18 protein-coding genes and 1 pseudogene are annotated in these 21,715 nt (G+C 73.8%); 11 read left to right on the top strand and 8 right to left on the bottom strand.

The window, feature by feature from the left end:
- Positions 1 to 60: 60 nt before the first annotated feature.
- The 6 genes and pseudogenes from OZ948_10965 (at position 61) to OZ948_10940 (ending at position 4,840) form a co-directional block, all read left to right on the top strand.
- Positions 61 to 285 carry a type II toxin-antitoxin system VapB family antitoxin gene (locus OZ948_10965; GenBank protein MEB2345250.1) on the top strand — a complete coding sequence of 75 codons (225 nt, stop codon included), beginning with the start codon at positions 61 to 63 and terminating at the stop codon, positions 283 to 285.
- Complete coding sequence (locus OZ948_10960) at positions 282 to 671, top strand: PIN domain-containing protein (GenBank protein ID MEB2345249.1); 390 nt, start codon at positions 282 to 284, stop codon at positions 669 to 671. The genes OZ948_10965 and OZ948_10960 overlap by 4 nt, the downstream gene beginning before the upstream one ends.
- A 64-nt stretch (positions 672 to 735) precedes the next feature.
- Positions 736 to 996, top strand: a pseudogene (locus tag OZ948_10955) (hypothetical protein).
- Positions 997 to 1,321: 325 nt separating this feature from the next.
- Complete coding sequence (locus tag OZ948_10950; protein ID MEB2345248.1) at positions 1,322 to 1,582, top strand: DUF4160 domain-containing protein; 261 nt, start codon at positions 1,322 to 1,324, stop codon at positions 1,580 to 1,582.
- Between the two features lie 5 nt (positions 1,583 to 1,587).
- Positions 1,588 to 1,845, top strand: coding sequence for a DUF2442 domain-containing protein (locus OZ948_10945; GenBank protein ID MEB2345247.1), 258 nt, complete (start codon positions 1,588 to 1,590; stop codon positions 1,843 to 1,845).
- 16 nt (positions 1,846 to 1,861) lie between these two features.
- On the top strand, positions 1,862 to 4,840 hold the full coding sequence (locus OZ948_10940; protein MEB2345246.1) for a DEAD/DEAH box helicase family protein: 2,979 nt from the start codon (positions 1,862 to 1,864) through the stop codon (positions 4,838 to 4,840).
- Between the two features lie 48 nt (positions 4,841 to 4,888).
- On the opposite strand, the gene OZ948_10935 is transcribed toward OZ948_10940, so the two are convergent.
- From OZ948_10935 to OZ948_10925, 3 genes are all read right to left on the bottom strand, one after another.
- Complete coding sequence (locus OZ948_10935; GenBank protein ID MEB2345245.1) at positions 4,889 to 6,388, bottom strand: hypothetical protein; 1,500 nt, start codon at positions 6,386 to 6,388, stop codon at positions 4,889 to 4,891.
- A gap of 82 nt (positions 6,389 to 6,470) precedes the next feature.
- Positions 6,471 to 7,619, bottom strand: a complete 1,149-nt coding sequence (locus OZ948_10930) for an efflux RND transporter periplasmic adaptor subunit (GenBank protein MEB2345244.1) — start codon at positions 7,617 to 7,619, stop codon at positions 6,471 to 6,473.
- A gap of 49 nt (positions 7,620 to 7,668) precedes the next feature.
- Positions 7,669 to 10,863 (bottom strand): multidrug efflux RND transporter permease subunit, encoded by a 3,195-nt coding sequence (locus OZ948_10925; GenBank protein MEB2345243.1) that lies wholly within the window; start codon positions 10,861 to 10,863, stop codon positions 7,669 to 7,671.
- A gap of 273 nt (positions 10,864 to 11,136) precedes the next feature.
- Between OZ948_10925 and OZ948_10920 the strand changes: the two genes are divergently transcribed.
- The 4 genes from OZ948_10920 to OZ948_10905 are packed head-to-tail and all read left to right on the top strand — an operon-like array spanning position 11,137 to position 14,410.
- On the top strand, positions 11,137 to 12,144 hold the full coding sequence (locus tag OZ948_10920) for a serine hydrolase (GenBank protein MEB2345242.1): 1,008 nt from the start codon (positions 11,137 to 11,139) through the stop codon (positions 12,142 to 12,144).
- Positions 12,145 to 12,166: 22 nt separating this feature from the next.
- Complete coding sequence (locus OZ948_10915) at positions 12,167 to 12,715, top strand: carboxymuconolactone decarboxylase family protein (GenBank protein MEB2345241.1); 549 nt, start codon at positions 12,167 to 12,169, stop codon at positions 12,713 to 12,715.
- Positions 12,716 to 12,717: 2 nt separating this feature from the next.
- The gene (locus tag OZ948_10910; GenBank protein ID MEB2345240.1) at positions 12,718 to 13,539 is read left to right on the top strand and encodes an SDR family NAD(P)-dependent oxidoreductase; all 822 of its coding nucleotides are present in this window, start codon (positions 12,718 to 12,720) and stop codon (positions 13,537 to 13,539) included.
- Positions 13,540 to 13,555: 16 nt separating this feature from the next.
- Positions 13,556 to 14,410: a methyltransferase gene (locus OZ948_10905; GenBank protein ID MEB2345239.1), complete on the top strand. Its 855-nt coding sequence runs from the start codon at positions 13,556 to 13,558 to the stop codon at positions 14,408 to 14,410.
- On the opposite strand, the gene OZ948_10900 is transcribed toward OZ948_10905, so the two are convergent.
- Together OZ948_10900 and OZ948_10895 are read right to left on the bottom strand one after the other, a co-directional pair.
- On the bottom strand, positions 14,382 to 15,551 hold the full coding sequence (locus tag OZ948_10900; protein ID MEB2345238.1) for a hypothetical protein: 1,170 nt from the start codon (positions 15,549 to 15,551) through the stop codon (positions 14,382 to 14,384). The two genes, OZ948_10905 and OZ948_10900, sit on opposite strands and share 29 nt — an antisense overlap.
- Positions 15,552 to 15,643: 92 nt before the next feature.
- The gene (locus OZ948_10895) at positions 15,644 to 16,789 is read right to left on the bottom strand and encodes a glycosyltransferase (protein MEB2345237.1); all 1,146 of its coding nucleotides are present in this window, start codon (positions 16,787 to 16,789) and stop codon (positions 15,644 to 15,646) included.
- Positions 16,790 to 16,953: 164 nt separating this feature from the next.
- Here OZ948_10895 and OZ948_10890 point away from each other — a divergent pair, with 164 nt between their 5' ends.
- Positions 16,954 to 18,210, top strand: a complete 1,257-nt coding sequence (locus OZ948_10890) for a phosphatidylinositol-specific phospholipase C1-like protein (protein ID MEB2345236.1) — start codon at positions 16,954 to 16,956, stop codon at positions 18,208 to 18,210.
- On the opposite strand, the gene OZ948_10885 is transcribed toward OZ948_10890, so the two are convergent.
- Genes OZ948_10885 through OZ948_10875 form a run of 3 tightly spaced genes read right to left on the bottom strand, consistent with a single transcriptional unit; the run spans position 18,123 to position 21,693 of the window.
- Positions 18,123 to 18,977: a glycosyltransferase family 2 protein gene (locus OZ948_10885; protein ID MEB2345235.1), complete on the bottom strand. Its 855-nt coding sequence runs from the start codon at positions 18,975 to 18,977 to the stop codon at positions 18,123 to 18,125. The two genes, OZ948_10890 and OZ948_10885, sit on opposite strands and share 88 nt — an antisense overlap.
- On the bottom strand, positions 18,974 to 20,671 hold the full coding sequence (locus OZ948_10880) for an alkaline phosphatase family protein (GenBank protein ID MEB2345234.1): 1,698 nt from the start codon (positions 20,669 to 20,671) through the stop codon (positions 18,974 to 18,976). The genes OZ948_10885 and OZ948_10880 overlap by 4 nt, the downstream gene beginning before the upstream one ends.
- The gene (locus OZ948_10875; GenBank protein ID MEB2345233.1) at positions 20,668 to 21,693 is read right to left on the bottom strand and encodes an isocitrate/isopropylmalate dehydrogenase family protein; all 1,026 of its coding nucleotides are present in this window, start codon (positions 21,691 to 21,693) and stop codon (positions 20,668 to 20,670) included. The genes OZ948_10880 and OZ948_10875 overlap by 4 nt, the downstream gene beginning before the upstream one ends.
- Positions 21,694 to 21,715 lie beyond the last annotated feature (22 nt).

Below are 21,715 nucleotides of genomic sequence, written 5' to 3'. Positions count from 1 at the left end.
GCCCGGAGCCTTCGTCCCGCCCGGGGCGCCCGCCCTCCGCGGCATGCTAGAGTCATACACATGAAACGTACGAATCTTGTGCTTCCTGAGGATCTGCTGGAGGAGGCGACGCGCCTCTCCGGCGAGAAGACCTACTCGCGGGCGGTGCAGCGGGCGCTCGAGGAGTTCGTCCGGCGCGTCAAGGCCCGCCGGATCCTGGAGCTGCGCGGATCGGGCCTCTGGGAGGGAGAGCTGGCCACGATGCGCCGCGACCGGGTCGCGGCGCGGCCGGGCCGGCGCGGGTGATCCTCGTCGACACGTCGGTCTGGATCGAGGTCCTGCGGCGCGTGCGGCCGCTCGACCTCGAGGCCCTCGTGGACTTCGACGAGGTCGTCACCTGCCTGCCGGTGATCCAGGAGGTGCTGCAGGGCTTTGCCGACGAGCGCGCCTACCGTCTCGCGCGCGAAGCGATGCTGGCGCTGCCGATCGTCGAGTCGCCGCTCGCCGACGCCACCGTCCTCGAGGCCGTCGCGCTCTACCGCGCCGCCCGCCGGGCCGGCCGCACGGTGCGTTCCTCGGTCGACTGCCTGATCGCCGCGTGCGCGCTCCGTCACGACCTCGAGGTCCTGCACCGCGACCGCGACTACGCGGCGCTCGCGGCCGTGTCGGGCCTGCGCGCGCGCGCAATCTGAGGGGGGCCGGCCTGGCTGCGGTCCGGGTGCGCGGGGCGTGCGCGCCCGGGACCGCGTGGCGCGCATGCGGGGCGCGGGATCGCCCCCTGGGCACCCGCGCGTACACTGCCGGCCGGAGAAGGCGCTGCCGATCACCGACGTACACGCCCGCTACCTGGCGCACGAGCTGACCAGGCGCTCGCCCTCCGGCACCCTCGACCGGCTCGCGCCGGTGCTGGCCGACGCCCAGGTCGACCTGAACCCGCACCAGGTCGACGCCGCGCTCTTCGCCTTCCGCACCCCGTTCTCGAAGGGCGTCCTCCTGGCCGACGAGGTCGGCCTCGGGTACCGGATGGGATCCCGGGTCGAGGACGTGAATCCCTATCGGGTGGGCCACCCGCTGGCGCAGCGCCTCCTCGCGCGCGCCCGCGATCTCGCGACGCCGCCTCCACCGCAACCCCTTCCCGGGCGAAGCGATCCACCCCGGTCCCTCGAGGAGCGCGATCCTGCGACGGCTGCCCCGGTAGTGGAAGACCACCTCGCGGGGGCATGGTCGGCGCGAGCGGCTGGCTCGCCTGCGCCTCGGTTACCGTCTCGACCATGGAGCGAACGCGGTGAAGACCTTCGAGAGCAAGGGCGTGACGAGCTTCCGCACCGTGTAGGGAGTGCGATTGCCGAGGATCTCCTACTTCTACGGGATCACGATCCGCATGTTCTTCGCCGACCATCCTCCGCCTCACTTCCACGCCGTCTACGGCGGGGAGTCGGCCGAGATCGCGATCGACACGCTGGAGGTGATCGGGGGAGCCCTTCCTCGCCGCTCCCTGGCGCTGGTGCTCGAATGGGCGGCGCTCCACCGCGAGGAGCTGCGTGTCAACTGGGAGCAGTGCCGGCGCCACGAGCAGCCGCGCCAGATCGCTCCCCTGGAGTAGACGCCATGCGACTGGACGAGGTGGTCAGCGTGAAGGTCAGCGGTCCGCACCGCCTGTCGGTGCGCTTCGCGGACGGTGTCAGCGGGGAGGTCGAGTTCCGCGATTCGTTCTTCCGCGGCGTCTTCGAGCCGCTGCGGGATCCAGCGCTCTTCTCCGCAGTGCACTGCGCGCAGGGCTTCGTGGAATGGCCGGGGGACCTCGACCTGGCTCCCGACGCGATGCACGTCGAGCTGCGCCGCAACGGGCGCTGGGTGCTCGAATAGGCCGGACGCACACCGGATGAAGCTCCAGTTCGACCCCAACCAGGCCTTCCAGCTCGACGCGGTCCGCGCCGTCGCGGATCTCTTCGAGGGGCAGCCCCAGGGCGGGCCGGCGTTCTCGGTGGTGCACACCGAAGCGATCGGAGCCTTGTTCCCGGGTCAGGAGCGCACCGAGCTGGGCCTCGGGAACCAGGTGCTCGTCTCCGAGGAGCGGCTCCTCGCCAACACGCGCGAGGTGCAGGAGCGCAACGACATCGAGGTCGCCGATCCCGCCGCACCGCTCGCGGCCTGGGAGCTGTTCGACGCGCCGGCGAACCAGGCCCGGCGCTGCCCGCACTTCACGGTCGAGATGGAGACCGGGACCGGCAAGACCTACGTCTACCTGCGCACGATCTTCGAGCTGTCGCGACGCTACGGCTTCCGCAAGTTCGTGATCGTCGTTCCGAGCGTGGCGGTCCGCGAGGGCGTGCTCAAGAACATCGAGATCACGAAGGACCACTTCCGGGCGCTCTACGACCAGCTCGCCTGCGAGCACTTCGTGTACGACGCCCGGCGCGTGAGCCGGCTGCGCCAGTTCGCGCTCGGCACGACCCTCCAGATCCTCGTCATCAACATCGACGCCTTCCGCCGCAACTTCATGGGCAGCGAGGAGGAGCAGAAGAGCAACGTCATCTACCGGGGGAGCGACCAGCTCTCGAGCCGCGCCCCGATCGACTTCGTCCAGGCGGCGCGCCCGATCGTGATCATCGACGAGCCGCAGAGCGTCGACTCGACCGAGCGCGCGCAGGAGGCGATCCGGGCGCTCAATCCCCTCTGTACGCTCCGCTACTCGGCGACCCACCGCGATCTCTACAACCCCGTCTACCGGCTCGATCCCGTGCGGGCCTTCGAGCTGCGGCTCGTGAAGCAGATCGTGGTGGCGGGCGCGGCGGCCGAGGCGGGCGCCAACGACGCCTTCGTGCGGCTCGAACAGGTCGACAACCGTCGCGGCATCAAGGCGAAGCTGCGGATCCACGTGCAGCAGCCCGGCGGCCCGAAGGAGAAGTCCGTCACCCTCGGCGCCGGCGCCGATCTCTACGCGCTCTCGAACGAGCGCGCCTGCTACCGGGACGGCTTCTCGGTGGCCGAGATCGACTGCGAGCCCGGGCGCGAGCGCGTGCGCTTCAGCAGCGGCCGCGAGCTGCGCCTCGGCGAGGAGATGGGAGGCCTGCGCGACGACGGCTGGCGCGCCCAGATCAAGCACACGGTCGCGAAGCACCTGGAGAAGGAGCTCCAGGTGCGGGAGCGCGGGATCAAGGTGCTGTCGCTCTTCTTCGTGGACCGGGTCGCCAACTACCGGGACTACGACGGCGCCGGCCAGCCGGTGCAGGGCAAGTTCGCGCTCGCCTTCGAGGAGGCGCTGGCCGAGCTGGCGAAGCAGGAGCGCTTCCGTTCGATCCCGTGGCTCGAGCTTCCCTTCGCGAAGCTCCACGACGGCTACTTCGCGCAGGACCGCAAGGGCGTCCTCGAGGACACGCGCGGCGATACCCAGGCCGACGACGCGGTCTACGAGCTGATCATGCGCAACAAGGAGCAGCTCCTCTCGCTCGACGAGCCGCTCCGCTTCGTCTTCAGCCACTCGGCTCTTCGTGAAGGCTGGGACAATCCCAACGTCTTCCAGATCTGCACGCTCAACGAGACGCGCAGCACCTTGAAGAAGCGCCAGGAGATCGGCCGTGGCCTGCGCCTGCCGGTGGACCAGACCGGCCGGCGCGTCTTCGACGAGTCCGTGAACCGGCTCTTCGTCATGGCCAACGAGAGCTACGAGGACTTCGCGCGCGCGCTCCAGAGCGAGTACGAGGAGGACTGCGGCGTCCGCTTCGGCAAGGTGCCGATCACGGCCCTCGCCCGGCTCGTGCGCGTCGTCGGCGGTGAGGAGCAGCCGATCGGGCGTGTGGCGGCCGGGGAGATCCGCGACAGCCTCGTCGGCCAGGGATTGCTGGATGCCGAGGGACGGATCCAGCCCGCCTTCGATCCCCGCAAGCCGGGCTTCGCGCTGGTGCTGCCCGACGCGCACGCGCCGCTCGCTCCAGCCGTGGTGGACCTGCTGGCGTCGTACCAGATCGAGCGCCACATCCAGCGCGAGCGCGACCAGCGCGAGAACGTGCTCCGCAAGGAGGTCCAGCTCGGCCCCGAGTTCGAGGCGCTCTGGAACCGCATCAAGCCGCGCACCACGTACCGCGTCGAGTTCGACACCGAGACCCTGGTGGCGCGCTCGCTGGCCGCGCTGCGCCGGATGCCGCGCATCGAGAAGCCGGTCGTGCGCGTGAGCGCGGGGCGGATCGCGATCGGCCGTGGCGGTGTGAGCGCCGCGGGTGCGGGCGTGAGCGACGAGGAAGTCGACTGGGGGGACCGGCCCGTCCCGGACGTGCTCGCCTATCTCCAGAACGAGACCGAGCTGACCCGCGCCACGCTGGCGCGCATCCTCCGCGAGTGCGGCCGCCTGGCGGAGCTGTTCGCCGATCCCCAGCGTTTCCTCGACGCCGTCGCCGCGATCCTGAAGCACGCGCTGCACCGGCTCCTGGTGGACGGGATCAAGTACGAACGCCTCGGCGGGCCCGACGGTGACAGCGAATGGGAGATGACCCGGTTCGAGAGCCCGGAGCTGGTCGACCATCTCCGTTCGCTCGAAGTGAAGAGGTCGATCTACCCCTACGTGCAGTACGACTCCGAGGTCGAACGCAAGTTCGCCGAGCGCCTCGACCAGCGCGACGACATCCGCCTGTTCGTCAAGCTGCCGCGCTGGTTCGTCGTCGACACCCCCGTCGGCGCGTACAACCCGGACTGGGCGATCGTGAAGCAGGCCGACGAGACGGTGTACCTCGTGCGCGAGACGAAGAGCACGAAGGACTTCCTGAAGCTCCGCAGCCTGGAGGCGGACAAGGTCCGATGCGGTGAGCGTCACTTCGCCGCACTCGGCGTCTCCTTCCAGGCCGTCGTGTCTGCGGACGAGGTCTAGAGCCCATCTCGTAAGAGAGCGAGCTAGCTAGCCCGCCCTCCTCGCCCGCTAGCGGTGGCGGGGCAGGGGCGCGCGAGGGCGCGAGCGCCTCCACACGAGCGTGACCGCCACGACCGCGCTGGCCAGCAGGAGGCCGTGAGCGGCGTAGGCGTAGCGGTCCTCGGACAGGAGCAGGACGGTGTAGGGGGCGACCAGCGCCAGGGGCAGGCAGCCGAGCCACGCGATGCGCGGGTCGAGCCGGACGAGCGCCAGGAGGGCGAAGCCGCATGCGGCGAGCCCCCCGATCATGACGAGGCTGCGGAACGGCTCGATCGCGTGGCGCAGCAGCCGTGCGGCGCTCGCATAGGGCCTTCCGGGATGAGCGAGGGAGAGCCGCTCCGTCACGTAGCGAACCGCGTCCGGCCGAGGGTCGATCGACCAGGTCGTCGGTACGAAATCCCGGTCCTTCACCAGGACCAGCCCGCACATCTCCGCGACGGCGCTCCGCGAGCTCTCGATGCCGAGCAGATGGCCGGCGGTCCGGGCGGCTCCCGCGAGGTAGCGGCCGGGATGGCGTCGGGCGAGCTCCCAGAAGAGCTGCTCGGGCTCGGCGGTGCTCGCCCGGAAGGTCTCCAGCATCTCCCAGAGGCCGGAGCTTCCCTGGAGCCCGTGCAGCGGCAGCGAGCCCTCGGGTGCGGCGCGGCGAAGTGCCGCCCGGTAGGGCTCTCGGATCGAGGCGACCGCGGGCGAGTCCACGGGCGGCAGGCCCTGCAGCAGCGCGCCGTACAGGACCGCAAGGCCCTCGCGAGGACCGGCGCCCTGCCGATCGAGCGGGGCCCTCCAGGCGAGGATCGCGAGGGGTGGCAGCAGCAGGAGCGCCAGGGAAGACCGGTAGCGTTGGAGGCGGCCCCTCCATCCCGATCCGGCCGGGGGCCGCGCCGCCCCCAGCCCGTCGCGTCGGGTGGCGAGTGCGAAGCACAGCGCGACGGCCGGCGCCAGGAACACGAGAGTCTGGCGCCACAGGAATGCGAGCAGGAGCAGCACGAGTGCGGCGACTGCGAGCGGGCCCTCGCCGGGCCGCGCCTGCGACGCCCGCAGGGAGCTGACGAGCGCCAGCGCCGCCACGAACGCGTACTGGCCCGACTCCGTGAGCACCGCGTGCGCGTAGGCGACGTTGGGAGGATGGATGCAGAGCAGTGCGAAGAGCACGAGCCCGGGGACCAGCCCGAAGCTCGCACGGACGGCGAGGGCGAGCAGCAGCGAGCCCACGAGGGCCAGCGCGGCGTTGAGCCCGACCAGGGTCGCGCTGTCGAAGCCGAAGGTGGCGATCGCGAGCCGGAGCGAGAGCGGATAGAGCGGCATCCGCACCGAGCCCCAGCCCGCTTGCTCGAAGAGCGTTCCGGAGAGGTACAGATAGTCGAAGCCGTCCGGCGAGACGATGATGGGCAGCGCCGTCACGCTGTAGGCCTGCCACGAAGCCGCGGCCAGAAGCGCGCCGGCCCATGCGAAGCACTCGGCGCGCCGGCCGGCTCGCGCACCCACCCGCGATGCGATCGGGTCCTGCGTCACCGCTGGCGAAGCTACCACGCGCGCGCTCCGGCGCCGCTTCGGGGTGGCGCCATCGCCACCGCACGAGCAGCGCCGGGTGCGCTCACCCGCCCGGCGCCGGCGCCGCGAGCGGCTTCGACGTCACCCTCTCCCCGGGACGCACCTTCTGCACCCCATCGGCGATCACGCGCTCGCCCGCAGCGAGGCCCTCACGGATCTGCTGCATGCCGTCGTGGACCCCGCCGATCTGGACGGAGCGCTGCTCGACGGTGTCGTCGTCCTTCACGACCAGCACGTACTGGCCGGCCTGCTGGTCGAGGACCGCGCGCTGTGGCACCAGCACCGCGTCGTGGATGTCCGGGAAGACCGCGATCACGCGCACGAACTCGCCGGGCTTGAGCACGCCGTCCGGGTTCGGCACCAGCGCGCGCACGGTGATCGTGCCGCGCGTCGGCTCGACGGTCGGGTCGACGTAGTCGACCACGCCTTCGTGCGGGTACGGGGTGCCGTCGCCGAGCCGGATCCGGATCGGGATCGTGCCGGTGCGCTCACTCGGGATGCGGCCCTCCCGCGCGCCGCGTTGGACCTCGAGCCGCTCGAGCTCCGTGGGCGCGAAGTAGACGTGGATCGGGTCGATCTGCACGATCTCGGCCAGCACGGTGTCCTGCCCGGACTCCCCGACCAGGTTCCCGACGTCGACCAGCGCGCGGCCGATGCGGCCGGCGATCGGGGCGCGCACCGTGCAGTACGAGACGCTGAGCTCGGCCGTGTGCACGGCGGCTGCGGCGGCCTCGACGTCGGCGAGCGCCGAATCGCGCTCGGCGCGGCGCTGGTCGAGCACCGACACGCTCACCACCTTCGCGTCGAAGAGCTCCTGGGCGCGCGTGAAGTCGCGCCGGGCCCGGGTCGCTGCGGCGTTCGCGCGGGCGAGCTCGCCCTTCGCCTCCCCGAGCGCAGCCAGGTAGGTGCTCGGATCGATCTCGAAGAGCACGTCGCCCTCGGCGATGCGCTGGCCGTCCGTGAAGCGCTGCGCCAGCAGGTAGCCGCGCACGCGCGCACGCACCTCGATGCGGTTGGCGGAGCGCACGTTGCCCACGTACTCGCGCCGATCGGGAACCACCCCGAGCCGCGCCGTGGCCACCACGACCTCCGGCGGCGGAGGGGCCTGCGCCTGCTCACCCCCGCTGCAGCCGGCCACGAGGACGGCGAGTGCCGCGGCCGCGAGCCCCGCGCGCCTGTGCCCTCTCCTCATCACGAGGCTCCTTCCCGCGCTTCGCCCGCTCCGGATGCTCCAGAGGCTCTCATGCCCGGTGCTCCGCAGGGTCCTCGCGGCCCGGCCGTCGCCGCAGCCACTCGGCCGCGCCCTGCACGAGCACGTAGAGCGCCGGCACCAGCACGAGGCTCAGCAGGGTCGCCACCAGCATGCCGCCGAAGACCGCCGTGCCGAGCGAGCGGCGCGCGGCCGAGCCGGCGCCGCCCGCGACCACCAGCGGAACGACGCCGAGGATGAACGCGAAGGCCGTCATCACGACCGGCCGGAAGCGCGTCTCGGCGGCCTCGCGCGCGGCGTCCACCAGGCTCAGGCCCTCCTCGCGGCGGCGCTTGGCGAACTCGACGATCAGGATCGAGTTCTTGCTGGCGAGCCCGATCAGGGTCACGAGGCCGATCTGGCAGTAGAGGTCGTTCGCGAGCCCGCGCAGCGCCTGGGCACCGAGCGCCCCCAGGAACGCCAGCGGCACCACCAGCATGATCACGAGCGGCAGGGTCCAGCTCTCGTACTGCGCGGCCAGGAACAGGAACACGACCAGCAGCGAGAGCGCGAGGATGATCTGCGCCTCGCGGCCCGCCTGGCGCTCCTGGAAGGCGGTACCCGTCCACTCGAAGGACATCGTCGGCGGCATCAGCTCGTGCGCGATCGCCTCCATGCGGTCGAGGGCCTGGCCCGAGCTGTAGCCGGGTGCCGGCTCGCCCTGGATCTTGGCCGCCCGGAACACGTTGTAGTGTGGGATGTCGCGCGGCCCGGTGATGCGCTCGAGCCGGACGAGGGTCGAGAGCGGCACCATCTCGCCGCGCTCCGAGCGCACCCACAGGCGCTTCACGTCCTCGGGGCGAGCGCGCAGGTCGGGCTCGGCCTGGGCGTACACCCGGAACAGGCGGCCGAAGCGGTCGAAGTCGTTCACGTAGAGCCCGCCCATGTAGATCTGGAGCGTCTGGAAGACGTCGGTGATACCGACGCCGAGCGTCCGGGCCTTGGCGCGGTCGAGGTCGACGAACACCTGGGGCACGGTGGGCCGGAAGGTCGTGAACAGGTTCTGGAGCTCCGGCGCCGCGTTGCCCGCGTCGACGATCCGCTGCGCGACGGCGGCCAGCTCCGGCAGCGGCCCGCCGCCGCGGTCCTGGAGCTGGAACTCGAAGCCGCCCGTGCGCGAGAGGCCGCGGATCGGCGCCGGGTTCAGCGCGAAGATCCGCGCGCCCGGGATCGCGGCGAGCTTCGGGCGCACCGCGGCGAAGATCGCCTCGAGCGACTGGCCCTGCTTGCCGCGCTCGTCCCACGGCGCGAGCGACACGAACACCGAGCCGATGTTGGGCGGGAAGGTGCCGGTCAGGGCATCGAAGCCGCCGAACAGGTTGGTGGCGACGATGCCGGGCGTGCCGAGCAGGACCTCCTCCACCTGCTTCGCGAGGGCCAGCGTACGGTCGAGCGAGGCGCCGTCCGGGAGCTGGAAGCTCGTGATGAAGTAGCCCTGGTCCTCGTCGGGCAGGAAGCCGGTGGGCATCGCGCGGAAGAGCAGCGCGGTTCCGAGGACCAGCGCGCCGAACACACCCAGCACCAGCAGCCGGCGCGGGAAGAGCGCGCGCACGCCGCGATCGTAGCGGCGCAGCACCGCCCCGAAGCCGCGCTCGAAGCCGCGGAACAGGGCGTTCTTCTCCTCGCCGTGCGCGCGCATCACCAGCGCGCACAGGGCCGGCGAGAGCGTCAGCGCGTTGAGCAGCGAGATCAGCACCGCGCAGGTGACGGTGATCCCGAACTGGCGCAGCAGGAGGCCCGTGGTGCCGGGCAGGAACGCCACCGGCACGAAGACGGCCCCGAGCACCAGCGTCGACGCCACGATCGCGCTGGTCACCTCGCCCATCGATCGTCCCACCGCCTCGCGGCGCGGGACCCCGGCCGCCATCAGCCGCGCCACGTTCTCCACCACCACGATCGCGTCGTCCACCACGAGCCCGATCGCGAGCACCAGCGCGAAGAGCGTGATCGTGTTGATCGAGAGCCCGATCGCGTTCAGGACCGCGAAGGTGCCGACCAGCGAGACGGGGATCGTGACGGCCGGGATCAGCGTGGTGCGCCAGTCGTGGAGGAAGATCCACACCACGAAGAACACCAGCGCCATCGCCTCGAGGAGCGTGCGTGCCACCTCGTCGATCGACTCGGCGACGAACTCGGTCGGGTCGTAGCGCACCCGCCAGTCGACCCCGGCCGGGAAGCGCTCGGCGATGCGCGCGAGCTCGGCGCGTACGGCGGCCGACACGTCGAGCGCGTTGGCCTCCGGGAGCTGGAACACGCCCATCGAGATGGTGGGCTGGCCCGAGAGGCGCGTGAAGCCCGCGTAGCTCTGCGCGCCGAGCTCGACCCGCGCGACGTCGCCGAGCCGGAGCAGCGAGCCGTCCGGCTCCGCGCGGATCACGATGGCGCGGAACTCCTCCTCGGTGGTGAGCCGGCCCCGGGTCTGGAGCGGGATGTCGAGCTGCTGGCTCTCGGGGGCGGGCGGCGCGCCGGCCCGGCCGGCGGCGATCTGCACGTTCTGCTCGCGCACCGCGGTGACGACGTCGGTGGCGTCGAGGCCGAGCTTGGCGAGCCGCTCGGGGTCGAGCCACACGCGCATCGCGAAGCGGCGCTCGCCGAAGAGCGACACCTCGCCCACTCCCGGTACGCGCTTGAGCGGGTCGACCAGGTTGATCAGCGCGTAGTTCGAGAGGAAGAGCGCGTCGCGCGATCGGTCCGGCGAGACCAGGTTCACGACCATCGTCAGGTCGGGCGACTGCTTGCGCACGGTGATGCCGAGGCGCCGGACCTCCTCGGGCAGGCGCGGCTCGGCCACCGTCACGCGGTTGTTCACGTTGACGGTGGCGATGTCGGCGTCCCGGCCGAGCTCGAAGGTGACGGTGAGCCCCATCGACCCGTCGTTGGCGCTGGTCGAGCTCATGTAGAGCATGCCTTCGGCGCCGTTCACCTGCTCCTCGATGGGGAGGGTCAGGGTGCGTTCCACCACGTCGGCGCTGGCCCCCGTGTAGCTCGCGGAGACCTGCACGGTGGGCGGTACGATCGGCGGGAACTGCGAGACCGGCAGCAGGGGGATCGAGATCGCGCCGGCCAGCGTGATCAGGATCGCCACCACCGCGGCGAAGATCGGCCGGTCGATGAAGAAGGCGACGAAGCCGGGAGCGCGCGGCGCAGGGGCGGCTTCGGGGCGCGGGGGTTCGTGCGGCGCGGTCACGGAGCTCCAGCGAACGCGGCCAGAGGGCACGCTCCGGGCCGCCGGCCCGCAGGGGTTACCACTTCCCGCTTCCCTTGTCGCCAACTCCGGGGTGGCGCGAGGGCCGCTGCGCTCGCGGACTCCCGGTCGCGCACATCGGCGTGCTGCGCTGCGCACCACGCCCTCGGCTCGACGCCCGCAGGGCGGACGGCTCCGCGCCTACACGGCGCGACCGGGCTGGGCTACATGGGCGGGATGGCGCCCCTCCTGCCGCTTCCCCCGCAGCCCGCGGCCGTGCCTTTTCCGACCGACGCGTGGCCGATCGCCACGCCCGGGGCCGAGGTCGACGCCGCCCGTCTCGACGCGGCGGCCGGGCGCGCGTTCGCGGCGGGCGCGGCCGCGTCCCACGGCGAGACGCTCGCGCTGCTCGCGGTCCACCAGGGGCGCCTCGTGCTCGAACGCTACGCGCCGGGCAAGGGCGCCGGTGACACCTTTCCCTCCTGGTCGATGGCGAAGAGCATGCTGCACGCGGCCGTCGGCGTGCTGGTCGCCGAGGGCCGGCTCGCGCTCGACGCGCCGGCGCCCGTCGCGGCCTGGCGCGGCCCGGGCGATCCGCGCGGTGCGATCACGCTCGAGCACCTGCTGCGCATGGTGGACGGGCTCGACTTCGTCGAGCTCTACGAGGCGACGGGCCGCTCCGACGTGGTCGAGATGCTGTTCCGCGAGGGCAGGGACGACATCGCCCGCTTTGCCGCGGCGCGCGCGCTCGCGCACCCGCCCGGCACCTACTGGAACTACTCGAGCGGGACCAGCAACCTGGTGGCCGCGATCGCGGGCGCGGCCGTCGGCGGCGGGCGCGCGGGGATGGAGGCGTTCCTGCGCCGCGCGCTCTTCGACCCGATCGGGATGCGCAGCGCCGAGCCGCGCTTCGACGCGGCCGGCACCTTCATCGGCTCCTCGTACGTGTTCGCGACGGCGCGGGATTTCGCGCGCTTCGGGCTGCTCTACCTGCGCGACGGGCTCTGGGAGGGCCGGCGCGTGCTGCCGGCAGGCTGGGTCGACCACGCGCGCCGCGAGACGCCAGCCAGCATCGGCCGCTACGGCGCGCACTGGTGGCTCGCCCAGGACGGGACCGGGATCTTCACGGCCAACGGCTTCCAGGGCCAGTACGTCGTCGTGGACCCCGGGCGCGACCTCGTGCTCGTGCGCCTCGGGGTCTCGACGCCCGAGCAGCGCGCGGCCGTGGTCCACGATCTGCGCGCGATCGTGGACGCCTTTCCCCTGCTGCGCGCTCCGCTGTAGCATCGGCGACGAGGAGGGACCGATGCGCCTCGACAAGCCGCGGCTCGCGCCGCTCCCCGACGCCGAGATCGACCCCGAGACCCGCGAGCGCTTCGGCTCCGGGCCGCTGCTGAACATCTTCCGCACCCTCGCCCATCATCCGAAGCTGATGAAGCGCTGGCTGGTGTTCGGCAACCACGTGCTGGCGCGCTCGACGCTGGCGCCGCGCGAGCGCGAGCTCGCGATCCTGCGCATCGGCTGGCTGTGCCGCTCGGGCTACGAGTGGGGGCAGCACGCCGTGATCGCGCGCCAGTCTGGCGTCTCCGAGGCCGAGATCGAGCGCGTGGCCGACGGCCCCGGCGCGCCGGGCTGGAGCGACGCCGATCGCACGCTGCTCCGCGCCGTCGACGAGCTGCGCGCCGACGCCTTCGTCTCGGACCCGACCTGGGCGGCGCTCGGGAACCACTTCTCGACCCAGCAGGTCCTCGACCTCGTCTTCGCGGTCGGCCAGTACCAGCTCGTGTCGATGGCGCTCAACACCCTCGGCGTGCAGCCGGACTCGCCCGAGCTGCCGACCCTGCCGGTGCGCTGAGGATGGCCGGCCCGATCGGTCCGCGGGCGCCGCGGCTCGCCGGCAAGATCGCCGTCGTGATGGGCGGCGGCCAGACGCCCGGCGACACGATCGGCAACGGGCGGGCGACCTCGGTGCTCTTCGCGCGCGAGGGCGCGCGCGTGGTGGTGGTCGACCACCGGCTCGAGGCGGCCCAGGAGACGGTGGCGCAGATCCGCGGCGAGGGCGGCGCGGCCGACGCCGTGGCCGCCGACGCCACGCGCGAGCCGGACGTCGCGGCGCTGTTCGCGCGCTGCGTCGCGGAGCACGGCCGGATCGACGTGCTGCACAACAACGTGGGCATCGGGGGCGGCGACGCCGGGCCGGCACACGTGGACCTCGACGCCTGGGACCGGATCCTCGCCGTCAACCTGAAGAGCGTCGTCGTGCCCTGCAAGCACGTGCTGCCCGTGATGCGCCGGCAGCGGGCCGGGGCGATCGTGAACATCTCGTCGATCGCGGCAGTCTGCGCGACCCCGATCGTCGCCTACAAGGCCTCGAAGGCGGGCGTCAACGCCTACACCCAGTCGCTCGCCGTCGGCAACGCGAAGTTCGGGATCCGCGCGAACGCCATCATGCCAGGGCTCATGAACACGCCGATGGCCATCGAGGGCATCGCCGCCGCCACCGGCGCCGACAAGCAGAAGCTGATCGAGCTGCGCGACGCGCAGGTGCCGCTCGGCGCCAAGATGGGCACCGCCTGGGACGTCGCCTACGCGGCGCTCTTCCTGGCCTCCGACGAGGCGCGCTTCGTCACCGGCGTCGCGCTCGCGGTCGACGGCGGCCAGAGCGCGCGGATCGGCTGAAGCGAAAGGAACCCTCGTGACGACCCGCTCCGTCTCCTGGCTCGCCGCCGCCATCCTGCTCGCCGCCGCGCCCGCGCTGGCCGCGAGCGAGGTGCCGCCCGCCGCCACCGCCGCGAAGCTGCGCCAGGCGATCGACGCGCCGCAGCGCGCGCCCGAGAACCGCGCTCGCGACGGCTGGCGCCATCCGCAGGAGACCCTGCTCTTCTTCGGGATCGAGCCCACCATGCGCGTGCTCGAGCTCTGGCCAGGCGGCGGCGCCTGGTACACCGAGATCCTCGCCGGGTTCCTGGCGCCCGACGGGCGGCTCACCGTCACGAACTTCGACCCGGAGGGCCCGGCGGACGCGTACGCGACGCGCGCGGCGAAGGCCCTGGCCGACAAGCTCGCCGGCGATCCGGCCCGCTTCGGCGCCGTCGAGGTGGTCACGATCGACCCGCCGTCGAAGCTCGTTCTCGGTGCGGCCGATCACTACGACCTCGTCCTGACCTTCCGCAACAACCACACCTGGATCAACGGCGGCTACCAGGATGCGGTGTACGAGGAGGCCTTCCGGGTGCTGAAGCCGGGCGGGGTGATGGGCGTCGTGCAGCACCGGGCCGCGGAGGGCGCCGATCCGGCGTTGTCGGCGAAGACCGGCTACGTGCCGGAGTCCGAGGTGATCGCCGCGGCGGAGCGCGCCGGCTTCGAGCTGGCCGGCCGCTCCGAGGTCAACGCGAACCCGAAGGACACCCGGGACCACCCGGAGGGGGTCTGGACCCTCCCGCCGACCTACCGCCTCGGCGAGCAGGACCGCGCGAAGTACCAGGCCATCGGCGAGAGCGACCGCATGACCCTGCGCTTCGTCAAGCCGCGGGCGAAGCCGGCGCCCTGAGCGGCGCGCGCCGGCGCCGTGCGAGCGCGGCCAACGTCGCGAGCGCTCCGAGTGCGAGCCCGGCCGCCGGGGCCTCGGGTGCCGTGATCACGGAGTCGACGATCTCGGGCGAGGGGTCGCCGAGCAGGAAGATGCCCGGCAGGCCCCGCGTCTCGAAGCCGAGGCTCGGGTTGGCGGCGAGCAGCGAGTCCTCGATCGCGAGCGTACCGGTGCCGTTGTTGCTCACGAAGAAGATCGCGCCCCCCCCTTCGTTGGCGCTGTTCTCGACGATGCGCGTACCGCACAGGCGCAGCGCGAAGGTGTTGCCGTCGTTGTAGATCGCGCCGCCGCTGCCGCCGCCGGGGGTGCCGGGACGCTTTGGGTTGGCGCCGTAGCCGATCGCCCGGTTGTGGGAGAAGAGGCTGTTCCACACGGTGTAGGAGACGCCGATGCTGCTGAGCCCGCCCCCGTTCGAGCAGACGTTGCCGAGCGCCGGCCCCCCGCCGAAGGTCGAGTGCGTCACGTGGACGGGCCGGTCCTGGAACTGGTCGAAGACCCGGATCGCGGCCCCCCCGACGTCCGGCCCGACCTCGTCGCAGCGGTTCCGGACGAAGGTGCTGTTCACGACCTTGAAGCGCCCCCCTCGGACGAAGATCGCCCCCCCGCCGCCCGGGCTCTCGCCGCTGGCGTCGCCGTCGGCGAAGGTCAGGTTCTGCACGGTGAGCTGCGGGTGGTCCTGGTCGTCACAGTGCGAGGTCGTCCAGACCTGGTTCGGGTCGCAGGTGTTCATGTAGAGGATCCGGACCTGGCCACCACCGCTCAGCGTCACCCGGTTCCCCCCGTCGATCACGATCCGGGGGCCCGTGTCGTTGAAGACCTTGGCGGTCTCGTCGAGCACGATGGTGACCGGCGCGGGCCCGCAGTCGAAGGTGACGACGCCCCCCGCGGCGACGGCCGCGACGAAGGCCGCGCCCGTGCAGCTCTCCGGCGTGCCGTTGCCGACCACGACGTCCGGGTCCGAGCTGTCCTCCGCCTGCGCCTCGGCCGGCACCGCGCAGCCGCCGGCGGGGTTGCCGGCCGCGCGGGCGAGGCCGGAGCCGGCGAGCAGCGCGCAGGCGAGGAGCACAAGGGGGGCGCGCGGGGAGGGCGGGCAGCACTGCATCGGCCGGGCCTCCGGTGGGCTCGCCGCGGCGGGCCGTCCTGCTCTTCGGCCGCCCGCGCGCCGGTCTCGATCCCGATCTGCGCCGGCTCCCCTCACGGGCGTGCGCCCGCGCGCGCGAGCAGGCCGAGCGTCGCGCGCGCGAGCGCGTCCGGATCGTGCCCGCGCTCGAGCGCCGCGCGCCCGCCGGCCCCCAGCCGGGCGGCGCGGGAGGGGTCGTCGAGCAGCGCGTCGATGGCCTCGGCCCAGACCGCCGGACCCGCGTCGTCGGGCAGGAGGCAGGCGGACTCCCCGTGCACGAGCCCCGCCGCGATGCCGCGCCGCGCGACGACCGCACGGCGCGCTTCGAGGTAGTTGAGCAGCTTCACCGGGAAGCCGCCCGGCGCGCGGCGCGGCAGCACCGCCACGCCCGCGCCGAAGGTCAGGAGCCGCGTCACGGCCGCGTCGGCGGCGTGGACCGTGCGCAGGGGTGCGGGCGCGACGCCCGTGGCGTGCGTCGCGACCACGATCGGCGCGCGCATCCTGCGCGCCACGGCGGCCAGCGTGGCGAGCGCCTGGTAGGCGTCGAGGTTGCCCGCGTAGAGCGCGAAGCGGCCGGGCTCGAGCCCGTGGCGGGCGCAGGCCCCGGCGACGGCGCGGGGAGCGGGATCGGGAGCCGGCTCGAGCATCGGCGGGATCACGGCCAGGGGCCCGTGCGCGTGCGGAGCGAGGGCCCGTCCTGCGGCCGGCGCGAGCGCGAGGACGGCGTCACAACGGCGCGCCACCAGCGCGTCGAGCCCCGCGCCGAGCTCCGCGAGCGGCACGGCGAGCCGCGTCGCGAGCGGGCCCGGCGCATGGCTCGCGAGCTCGTGGCGCCAGAGCGTGTGGGCGACGTAGGCGACCGGGCGCCGGAGCAGCGGCCGCACCGCCAGCGCCGCGAGCGCCGCCTCGGCGTTGTGCGCGAGCACGGCGTCGAAGCGCCGGCGCCGGTGGGCGCGCAGCAGGATCGCGGCGAGGACCAGGTCCGCGAGCGGCTTCGCCGCGTGCGGGCCCGAGCCGAGCCGGCGGGGCGAGAGCGCGCGCGGCACGCGCGTGATCGCAAGCCCTCGCGCCGCCGCCGGCAGCGCGCCGGCCCCGCTGCCGTAGACGAGCAGCTCGACCTCGGCGCCGGCAGCCTGCAGCGCGCGGGCCTGCTCCGCGCAGTAGACCTGCGAGCCCTGGGGCAGCGGGAAGGGGAACGCGCCGACGATCGCGATCCGCACGGCGCGGCAGCCTAGAACCCGTCGCATGAACCCGCTCCCGTCGCCCGGCCACGCGGCCGGCCGGCGAAGGGTGACCGAGGGAGAGTTTTCCCCCACCCGCGGCCTGGTCTGGGATAGGATGGCCGCCCGCGGGCGCCCCGGCGTCCTCGCTGCCGGAGGTACCCATGCGCGCGCGCGTGCTCGCCGTCCTGTTCGCCCTCGCCGCCGCCGCGCCGGCGGCGGCCGACCTGCGCCGCCCCCTGTCCGGCTGCGGCGGCTACCCGCAGCGCCTCGCCGTGCTCGCCGACCTCGAGGCCGTGCCCGCGCCCGGCTCCCGCAACTTCCGCCGCGACTACCTGCGCGCCTTCCAGCGCCGGGTGCTGGCGCGCAAGCTCGAGCCCCTGCACGACTGCCTCCGCCTCGACGAGATCCAGGTGATCGGCTCGCACAACAGCTATCACCGGCGCCCGCACGAGCCGCTCTTCTCGACGCTCGCGAGCTTCATTCCCCTGATCGGGACCGCGTGGGACTACGAGCACCCGCCGCTCGACCTGCAGTTCGGCGTCGAGGGCGTGCGGCAGATCGAGCTCGACGTCTTCGCGGACCCCGAGGGCGGCCGCTACGCGAGCCGGCTCGGCCCGGCGGCCGTGGGCCTGCCGACCGCATCCGGTGTTCCCGCGCTCGACCAGCCCGGGATGAAGGTGCTGCACGTGCAGGATCTCGACTTCGAGACCACCTGCTACACGCTGCGCGCGTGCCTGGAAACCGTCGTGGCGTGGTCGGACGCGAACCCGCGCCACCTGCCGATCCTGATCCTGCTCGAGCTCAAGGACGAGCGCGTCGAGCCCGACTTCGGGTGGGTCGTCCCGATCCCCTTCGGCCCCGAGGAGATGGACGACCTCGACGCCGAGATCCGCGCCGTGGTCCCCCGCCACAAGCTGGTGACGCCGGACGACGTGCGCGGCCGGCGCGCCACCCTCGACGAGGCGATCCGCCGCGACGGCTGGCCCGCGCTCGGCCGCCTGCGCGGCACGCTGCTCTTCGCGATGGACAACGGGGGAAGCAAGCGCGCGATCTACACCGACGGGCGCCCCTCGGCCGAGGGCCGCGTGCTGTTCCCGAACGCCGTCGAGGGCGCGCCCGACGCCGCCTTCATCAAGCTCAACGACCCGATCGGCGACTTCGCCCGCATCCAGGCCGCCGTCGCCGCCGGCTACCTGGTGCGCACCCGCGCCGACGCCGACACCGTCGAGGCCCGGCTCGGCGACACCGGCCCGCGCGACGCCGCGCTCGCCAGCGGCGCCCAGTTCGTGAGCACCGACTACCCGGAGCCGGATCCCCGCTTCGGCACCGGCTACGAGGTCTCGTTCCCGGGCGAAACGGTCGCACGCTGCAATCCGGTGAGCGCGCCGCGCGGCTGCGCGGCGGTCTGGCTCGAGTAGCGCAGCGCGTCCGCCGGGCCGCTTGCGGCGTGCCCGAGACCCCGGCCGCCGGGCCCGGCCGCCGGCCGCCGCAGCTCCCCGTGGAGGGCGGCCAGCTCGAGGAGCGCGCGCAGGATCACGCGTGGCGTCGCGCCCTTCGCCCGTCCGGCGCGGCGCGGGTGGTGCGACACCGGCACCTCGACGATCCGGAAGCCCGCGCGCGTCGCGCGCACCAGCAGCTCGGTGCTCACGAACGCGCCGAGCGACGCGAACGGGAGGGCGTCCAGCACCGGGCGGTGGAGGACCTTGAAGGCGCAGTCGATGTCGCGAACGCGCAGGCCGAAGAGCGCGCGCACGAGCAGGCCCCAGGCGCGTGCGATCGCGCGGCGGTGCCAGGGGTCCTGGCGGGGGGCGCGGTAGCCGATCACGAGATCGGCGCGGCTCGTGTGCGCGAGCAGGCGGCCGAGCTCGGCGAGGTCGAACTGGAGGTCCGCGTCGGTGAAGAACACCCACTCGCCGCGCGCCGCCCGCAGGCCCGAGCGCAGGGCGGCGCCGTAGCCGGCGTTGGCCGGGTGGCGGAGCAGGCGGACGCGCGGATCCCGGCGGCGCCACGCCTCGACGACGGCCGCCGAGCGGTCGCGCGAGCCGTCGTCGACCACGATCACCTCGAAGGGCGTGGCGAGGCGCGGCGCCAGCGCGAGCGCGCTCGCGAGCAGCGGGCCCAGGTTGCGCTCCTCGTCGAAGACGGGGAACACGAGCGACAGGCGCGGTGCTCCGGGCGCGCTCACTCGAGGTAGCCGAGCGCGCGCAGGCGGGCGGCGACGAGGCCTTCCTGGGCAGCGTCGTAGGGCGCCGGTGCGGGCGCGGCGTGGTCGGAGCCGGCGGCCGCGAGGCCGAGCAGGGGGGCGAGCGCCGGCGCCACCCCCGCGATCGACGCGGGCGCCGCGGGCCGCGCAGCCCCGAGCGCGAGCCAGATCCCGTCGGGACGGTGCGTGCCGTTCAGGCCGCAGCCCCGCCCGCCGCCCAGCTCGCCGCCCGTGAGCGTGCGCACGGCGGGCCCGCCGCCCTCGTGCCACGGCGTCGGCACCAGCGAGTGCGCGTAGCCGTCCTCGAGCGCCAGCTCGACGACGACGTCGGGCGCGCGCGGGACGAAGGGGCCCTCGTACACCTCCTCGCGTCGCCGCGCACGGGCGATGACCGGGGCGCCGCCCTCGAGCTTCCAGTCGAGCAGCGCGTCGATCACGTCCTGGCGCACGCGTTCGTAGTCGGCGGGGGCGACGGCGCCGCCGGCCTCGCGGCCACGCAGGGCGATCCAGACGCCGGGCTGGGTGTTGGCCTCCTCGGAGACCGCGACGGTGCGGCGCCAGTCGACGCCGCCGAAGCGCGCCGCACTCTCGAGCCGGGCGGCGGAGGTGCGCGCGCGCCGGAAGACGGCCTGGGCGGCGCGCGGCGGCAGCCAGCGGAGCGCCGTGTCGCGGGCGAGCCGCGCGCCGCGGCCGGCGGCGCTGCGCGGGGCGCGCGCGAGCAGGCCGCAGTCGGCGAGGCGGCGGTTCAGGTGCAGCACGCGCCGCGAGGCGCCCCCCTGGCCGTGGTCCGAGAGCAGGACGCAGGTCGCGTCGTCGCCGAAGGCGGCGCGCAGGGCGCCCGCCGCCGCATCGAGCCGCTCGTAGACGGCGGCGAGCGCCCCGCGGCGCGCGAGGGTCGCGGCCGGGTCGTGGCGCGGCGAGCCCGGATCGTGGTCCCGCCAGAAATGGTGGGCAGCGGTGTCGCTCTCGGAGAAGACGACCACCATCAGGTCCGGCTCGCGGCCCTCCTCGCGGAGCTGGCGAAGGGCCTCGAGCGCGAAGCCGGTCTTGCGGTCGATGCGCCCGAGCAACACCTCGCTGGCGCGCGCGTACCAGGCGCCGGCCGCACGGCTCCGCCAAGCCGTGCGCGCCCGCTCGTCGAGGTCGGGCACCATCCAGGGGCCCGCGCGGCGCGCGATGCGCGCGTAGCGAGCCGGGTCGCTGGCGGCGCGGGCGTCGGAGCCCGTCGAGACGGGCGCGTCGAAGCCGGGCACCAGCAGGCCGTGACGGTCCGGGAGCGGCTCGGCCGGGAACGTGGCGGGGACGCCCAGGCACAGGAAGGCGCCGCCGGCCGCCGCCAGGCGTCCCCACAGCGAGGCCCCGCGGCGATCCGTCGCGTTCACGAAGCGCAGGCGCCAGGCGCCGTCGAGCTTCTGCGTGAAGTCGAAGACCCCGTGGTGGCCCGGCGCGAGGCCCGTCGCGAACGAGCTCCAGGCGGGGAAGCTCATCGGCGGCGTCGTGCTCGGCAGCCGGGCGCCCGGTGGAGCCGCGCCCCCCGCAGCGCCCGCCTCGCGCAGCCACCCCGCCAGGTGCGGCATGCGGCCGGCTGCGACGAGCGGCCGCAGCACGTCCCAGTCCGCGCCGTCGAAGCCGACGACGAGCGCCCGGCCGTGCCCGCGACCTCCGGGCCGGCTCACCCGAGCCGCTCGATCACCGCGTCGGTGAACCCGTCGAGGTTGCAGCGCCCGCCGAGGTCGTGCGTGCGCGTGGCGGGATCGGCGAGGCAGGCGTGCACGGCGGCTTCGATGCGCGCCGCGGCCTCGCCCTCGCCGGCGTGGCGCAGCAGCTCCACGGCCGAGAGCGTCAGCGCGGTCGGGTTCGCGAGCCGCCTGCCGGCGATGTCGGGCGCGCTGCCGTGCACCGCCTCGAAGACCGCGCAGTCGTCGCCGACGTTGGCGCCCGGCACCACCCCGAGCCCGCCGACCAGCCCCGCGCACAGGTCCGACACGATGTCGCCGTAGAGGTTCTCGAGCAGCAGCACGTCGAAGCGCGAGGGATCGCGCACGAGCTGCATCGCGCAGTTGTCGATGATGATCTCGTCGTACCCGATGGCCGGGTGCTCGCGGGCCGCCTTGCGGGCGCACTCGAGGAACAGGCCGTCGCTCATCTTCATGATGTTGGCCTTGTGCACCGCGGTCACCCGGCGCCGGCCCTGGCGCGCGGCGAGCCCGAACGCGAAGCGGGAGATGCGCAGGCAGGCGCGCTCGGTCGCCACCTTGAGGCTCGTCACGACCCCCGGCGCCACGCGGTGCTCGAGGCCCGAGTAGAGACCCTCGGTGTTCTCGCGCACGACGATCAGGTCGACGGCCTCGAAGCGGGCCGGCAGGCCCGGGATCGTCTTCACCGGCCGCACCGACGCATAGAGGTCGAGCGCCTGGCGCAGGGTCACGTTGGCGCTGCGGAAGCCTTCACCCACGGGGGTGGTGATGGGACCCTTCAGGGCGAGGCCGAGCCGCCGGATCGACTGGAGGGCCGCCTCCGGGACGGGTGTGCCGTACTTCACCACCACCTCGCCGCCGGCCTCGACCTGCTCCCAGGCGATCGCGACGCCGGCGGCGTCGAGGATCCGGAGGGCGGCCCCGGTGACCTCGGGGCCGATCCCGTCGCCGGGGATCAGGGTGGCGCGGATCTTCGGCGGGTCGCTGGGGCGGGTCGACACGATGGGACGCTTCTCCTACTTT

It is taken from the genome of Deltaproteobacteria bacterium, assembly GCA_035063765.1.
In the GTDB taxonomy this organism is placed as follows: Bacteria; Myxococcota_A; UBA9160; order UBA9160; family PR03; genus CAADGG01.
The sequence above is the reverse complement of the archived record's forward strand: the minus strand, read 5'-3'. Positions and strand labels throughout refer to the sequence as shown.

Coding starts and splice junctions, on each gene's coding strand:
- OZ948_10900 (MEB2345238.1), bottom strand. CDS start 15,551: ATGCAGTGCTGCCCGCCCTCCCCGCGCGCCCCCCTTGTGCTCCTCGCC.
- OZ948_10910 (MEB2345240.1), top strand. CDS start 12,718: ATGGCCGGCCCGATCGGTCCGCGGGCGCCGCGGCTCGCCGGCAAGATC.
- OZ948_10915 (MEB2345241.1), top strand. CDS start 12,167: ATGCGCCTCGACAAGCCGCGGCTCGCGCCGCTCCCCGACGCCGAGATC.
- OZ948_10945 (MEB2345247.1), top strand. CDS start 1,588: ATGCGACTGGACGAGGTGGTCAGCGTGAAGGTCAGCGGTCCGCACCGC.
- OZ948_10965 (MEB2345250.1), top strand. CDS start 61: ATGAAACGTACGAATCTTGTGCTTCCTGAGGATCTGCTGGAGGAGGCG.
- OZ948_10890 (MEB2345236.1), top strand. CDS start 16,954: ATGCGCGCGCGCGTGCTCGCCGTCCTGTTCGCCCTCGCCGCCGCCGCG.
- OZ948_10930 (MEB2345244.1), bottom strand. CDS start 7,619: ATGAGGAGAGGGCACAGGCGCGCGGGGCTCGCGGCCGCGGCACTCGCC.
- OZ948_10940 (MEB2345246.1), top strand. CDS start 1,862: ATGAAGCTCCAGTTCGACCCCAACCAGGCCTTCCAGCTCGACGCGGTC.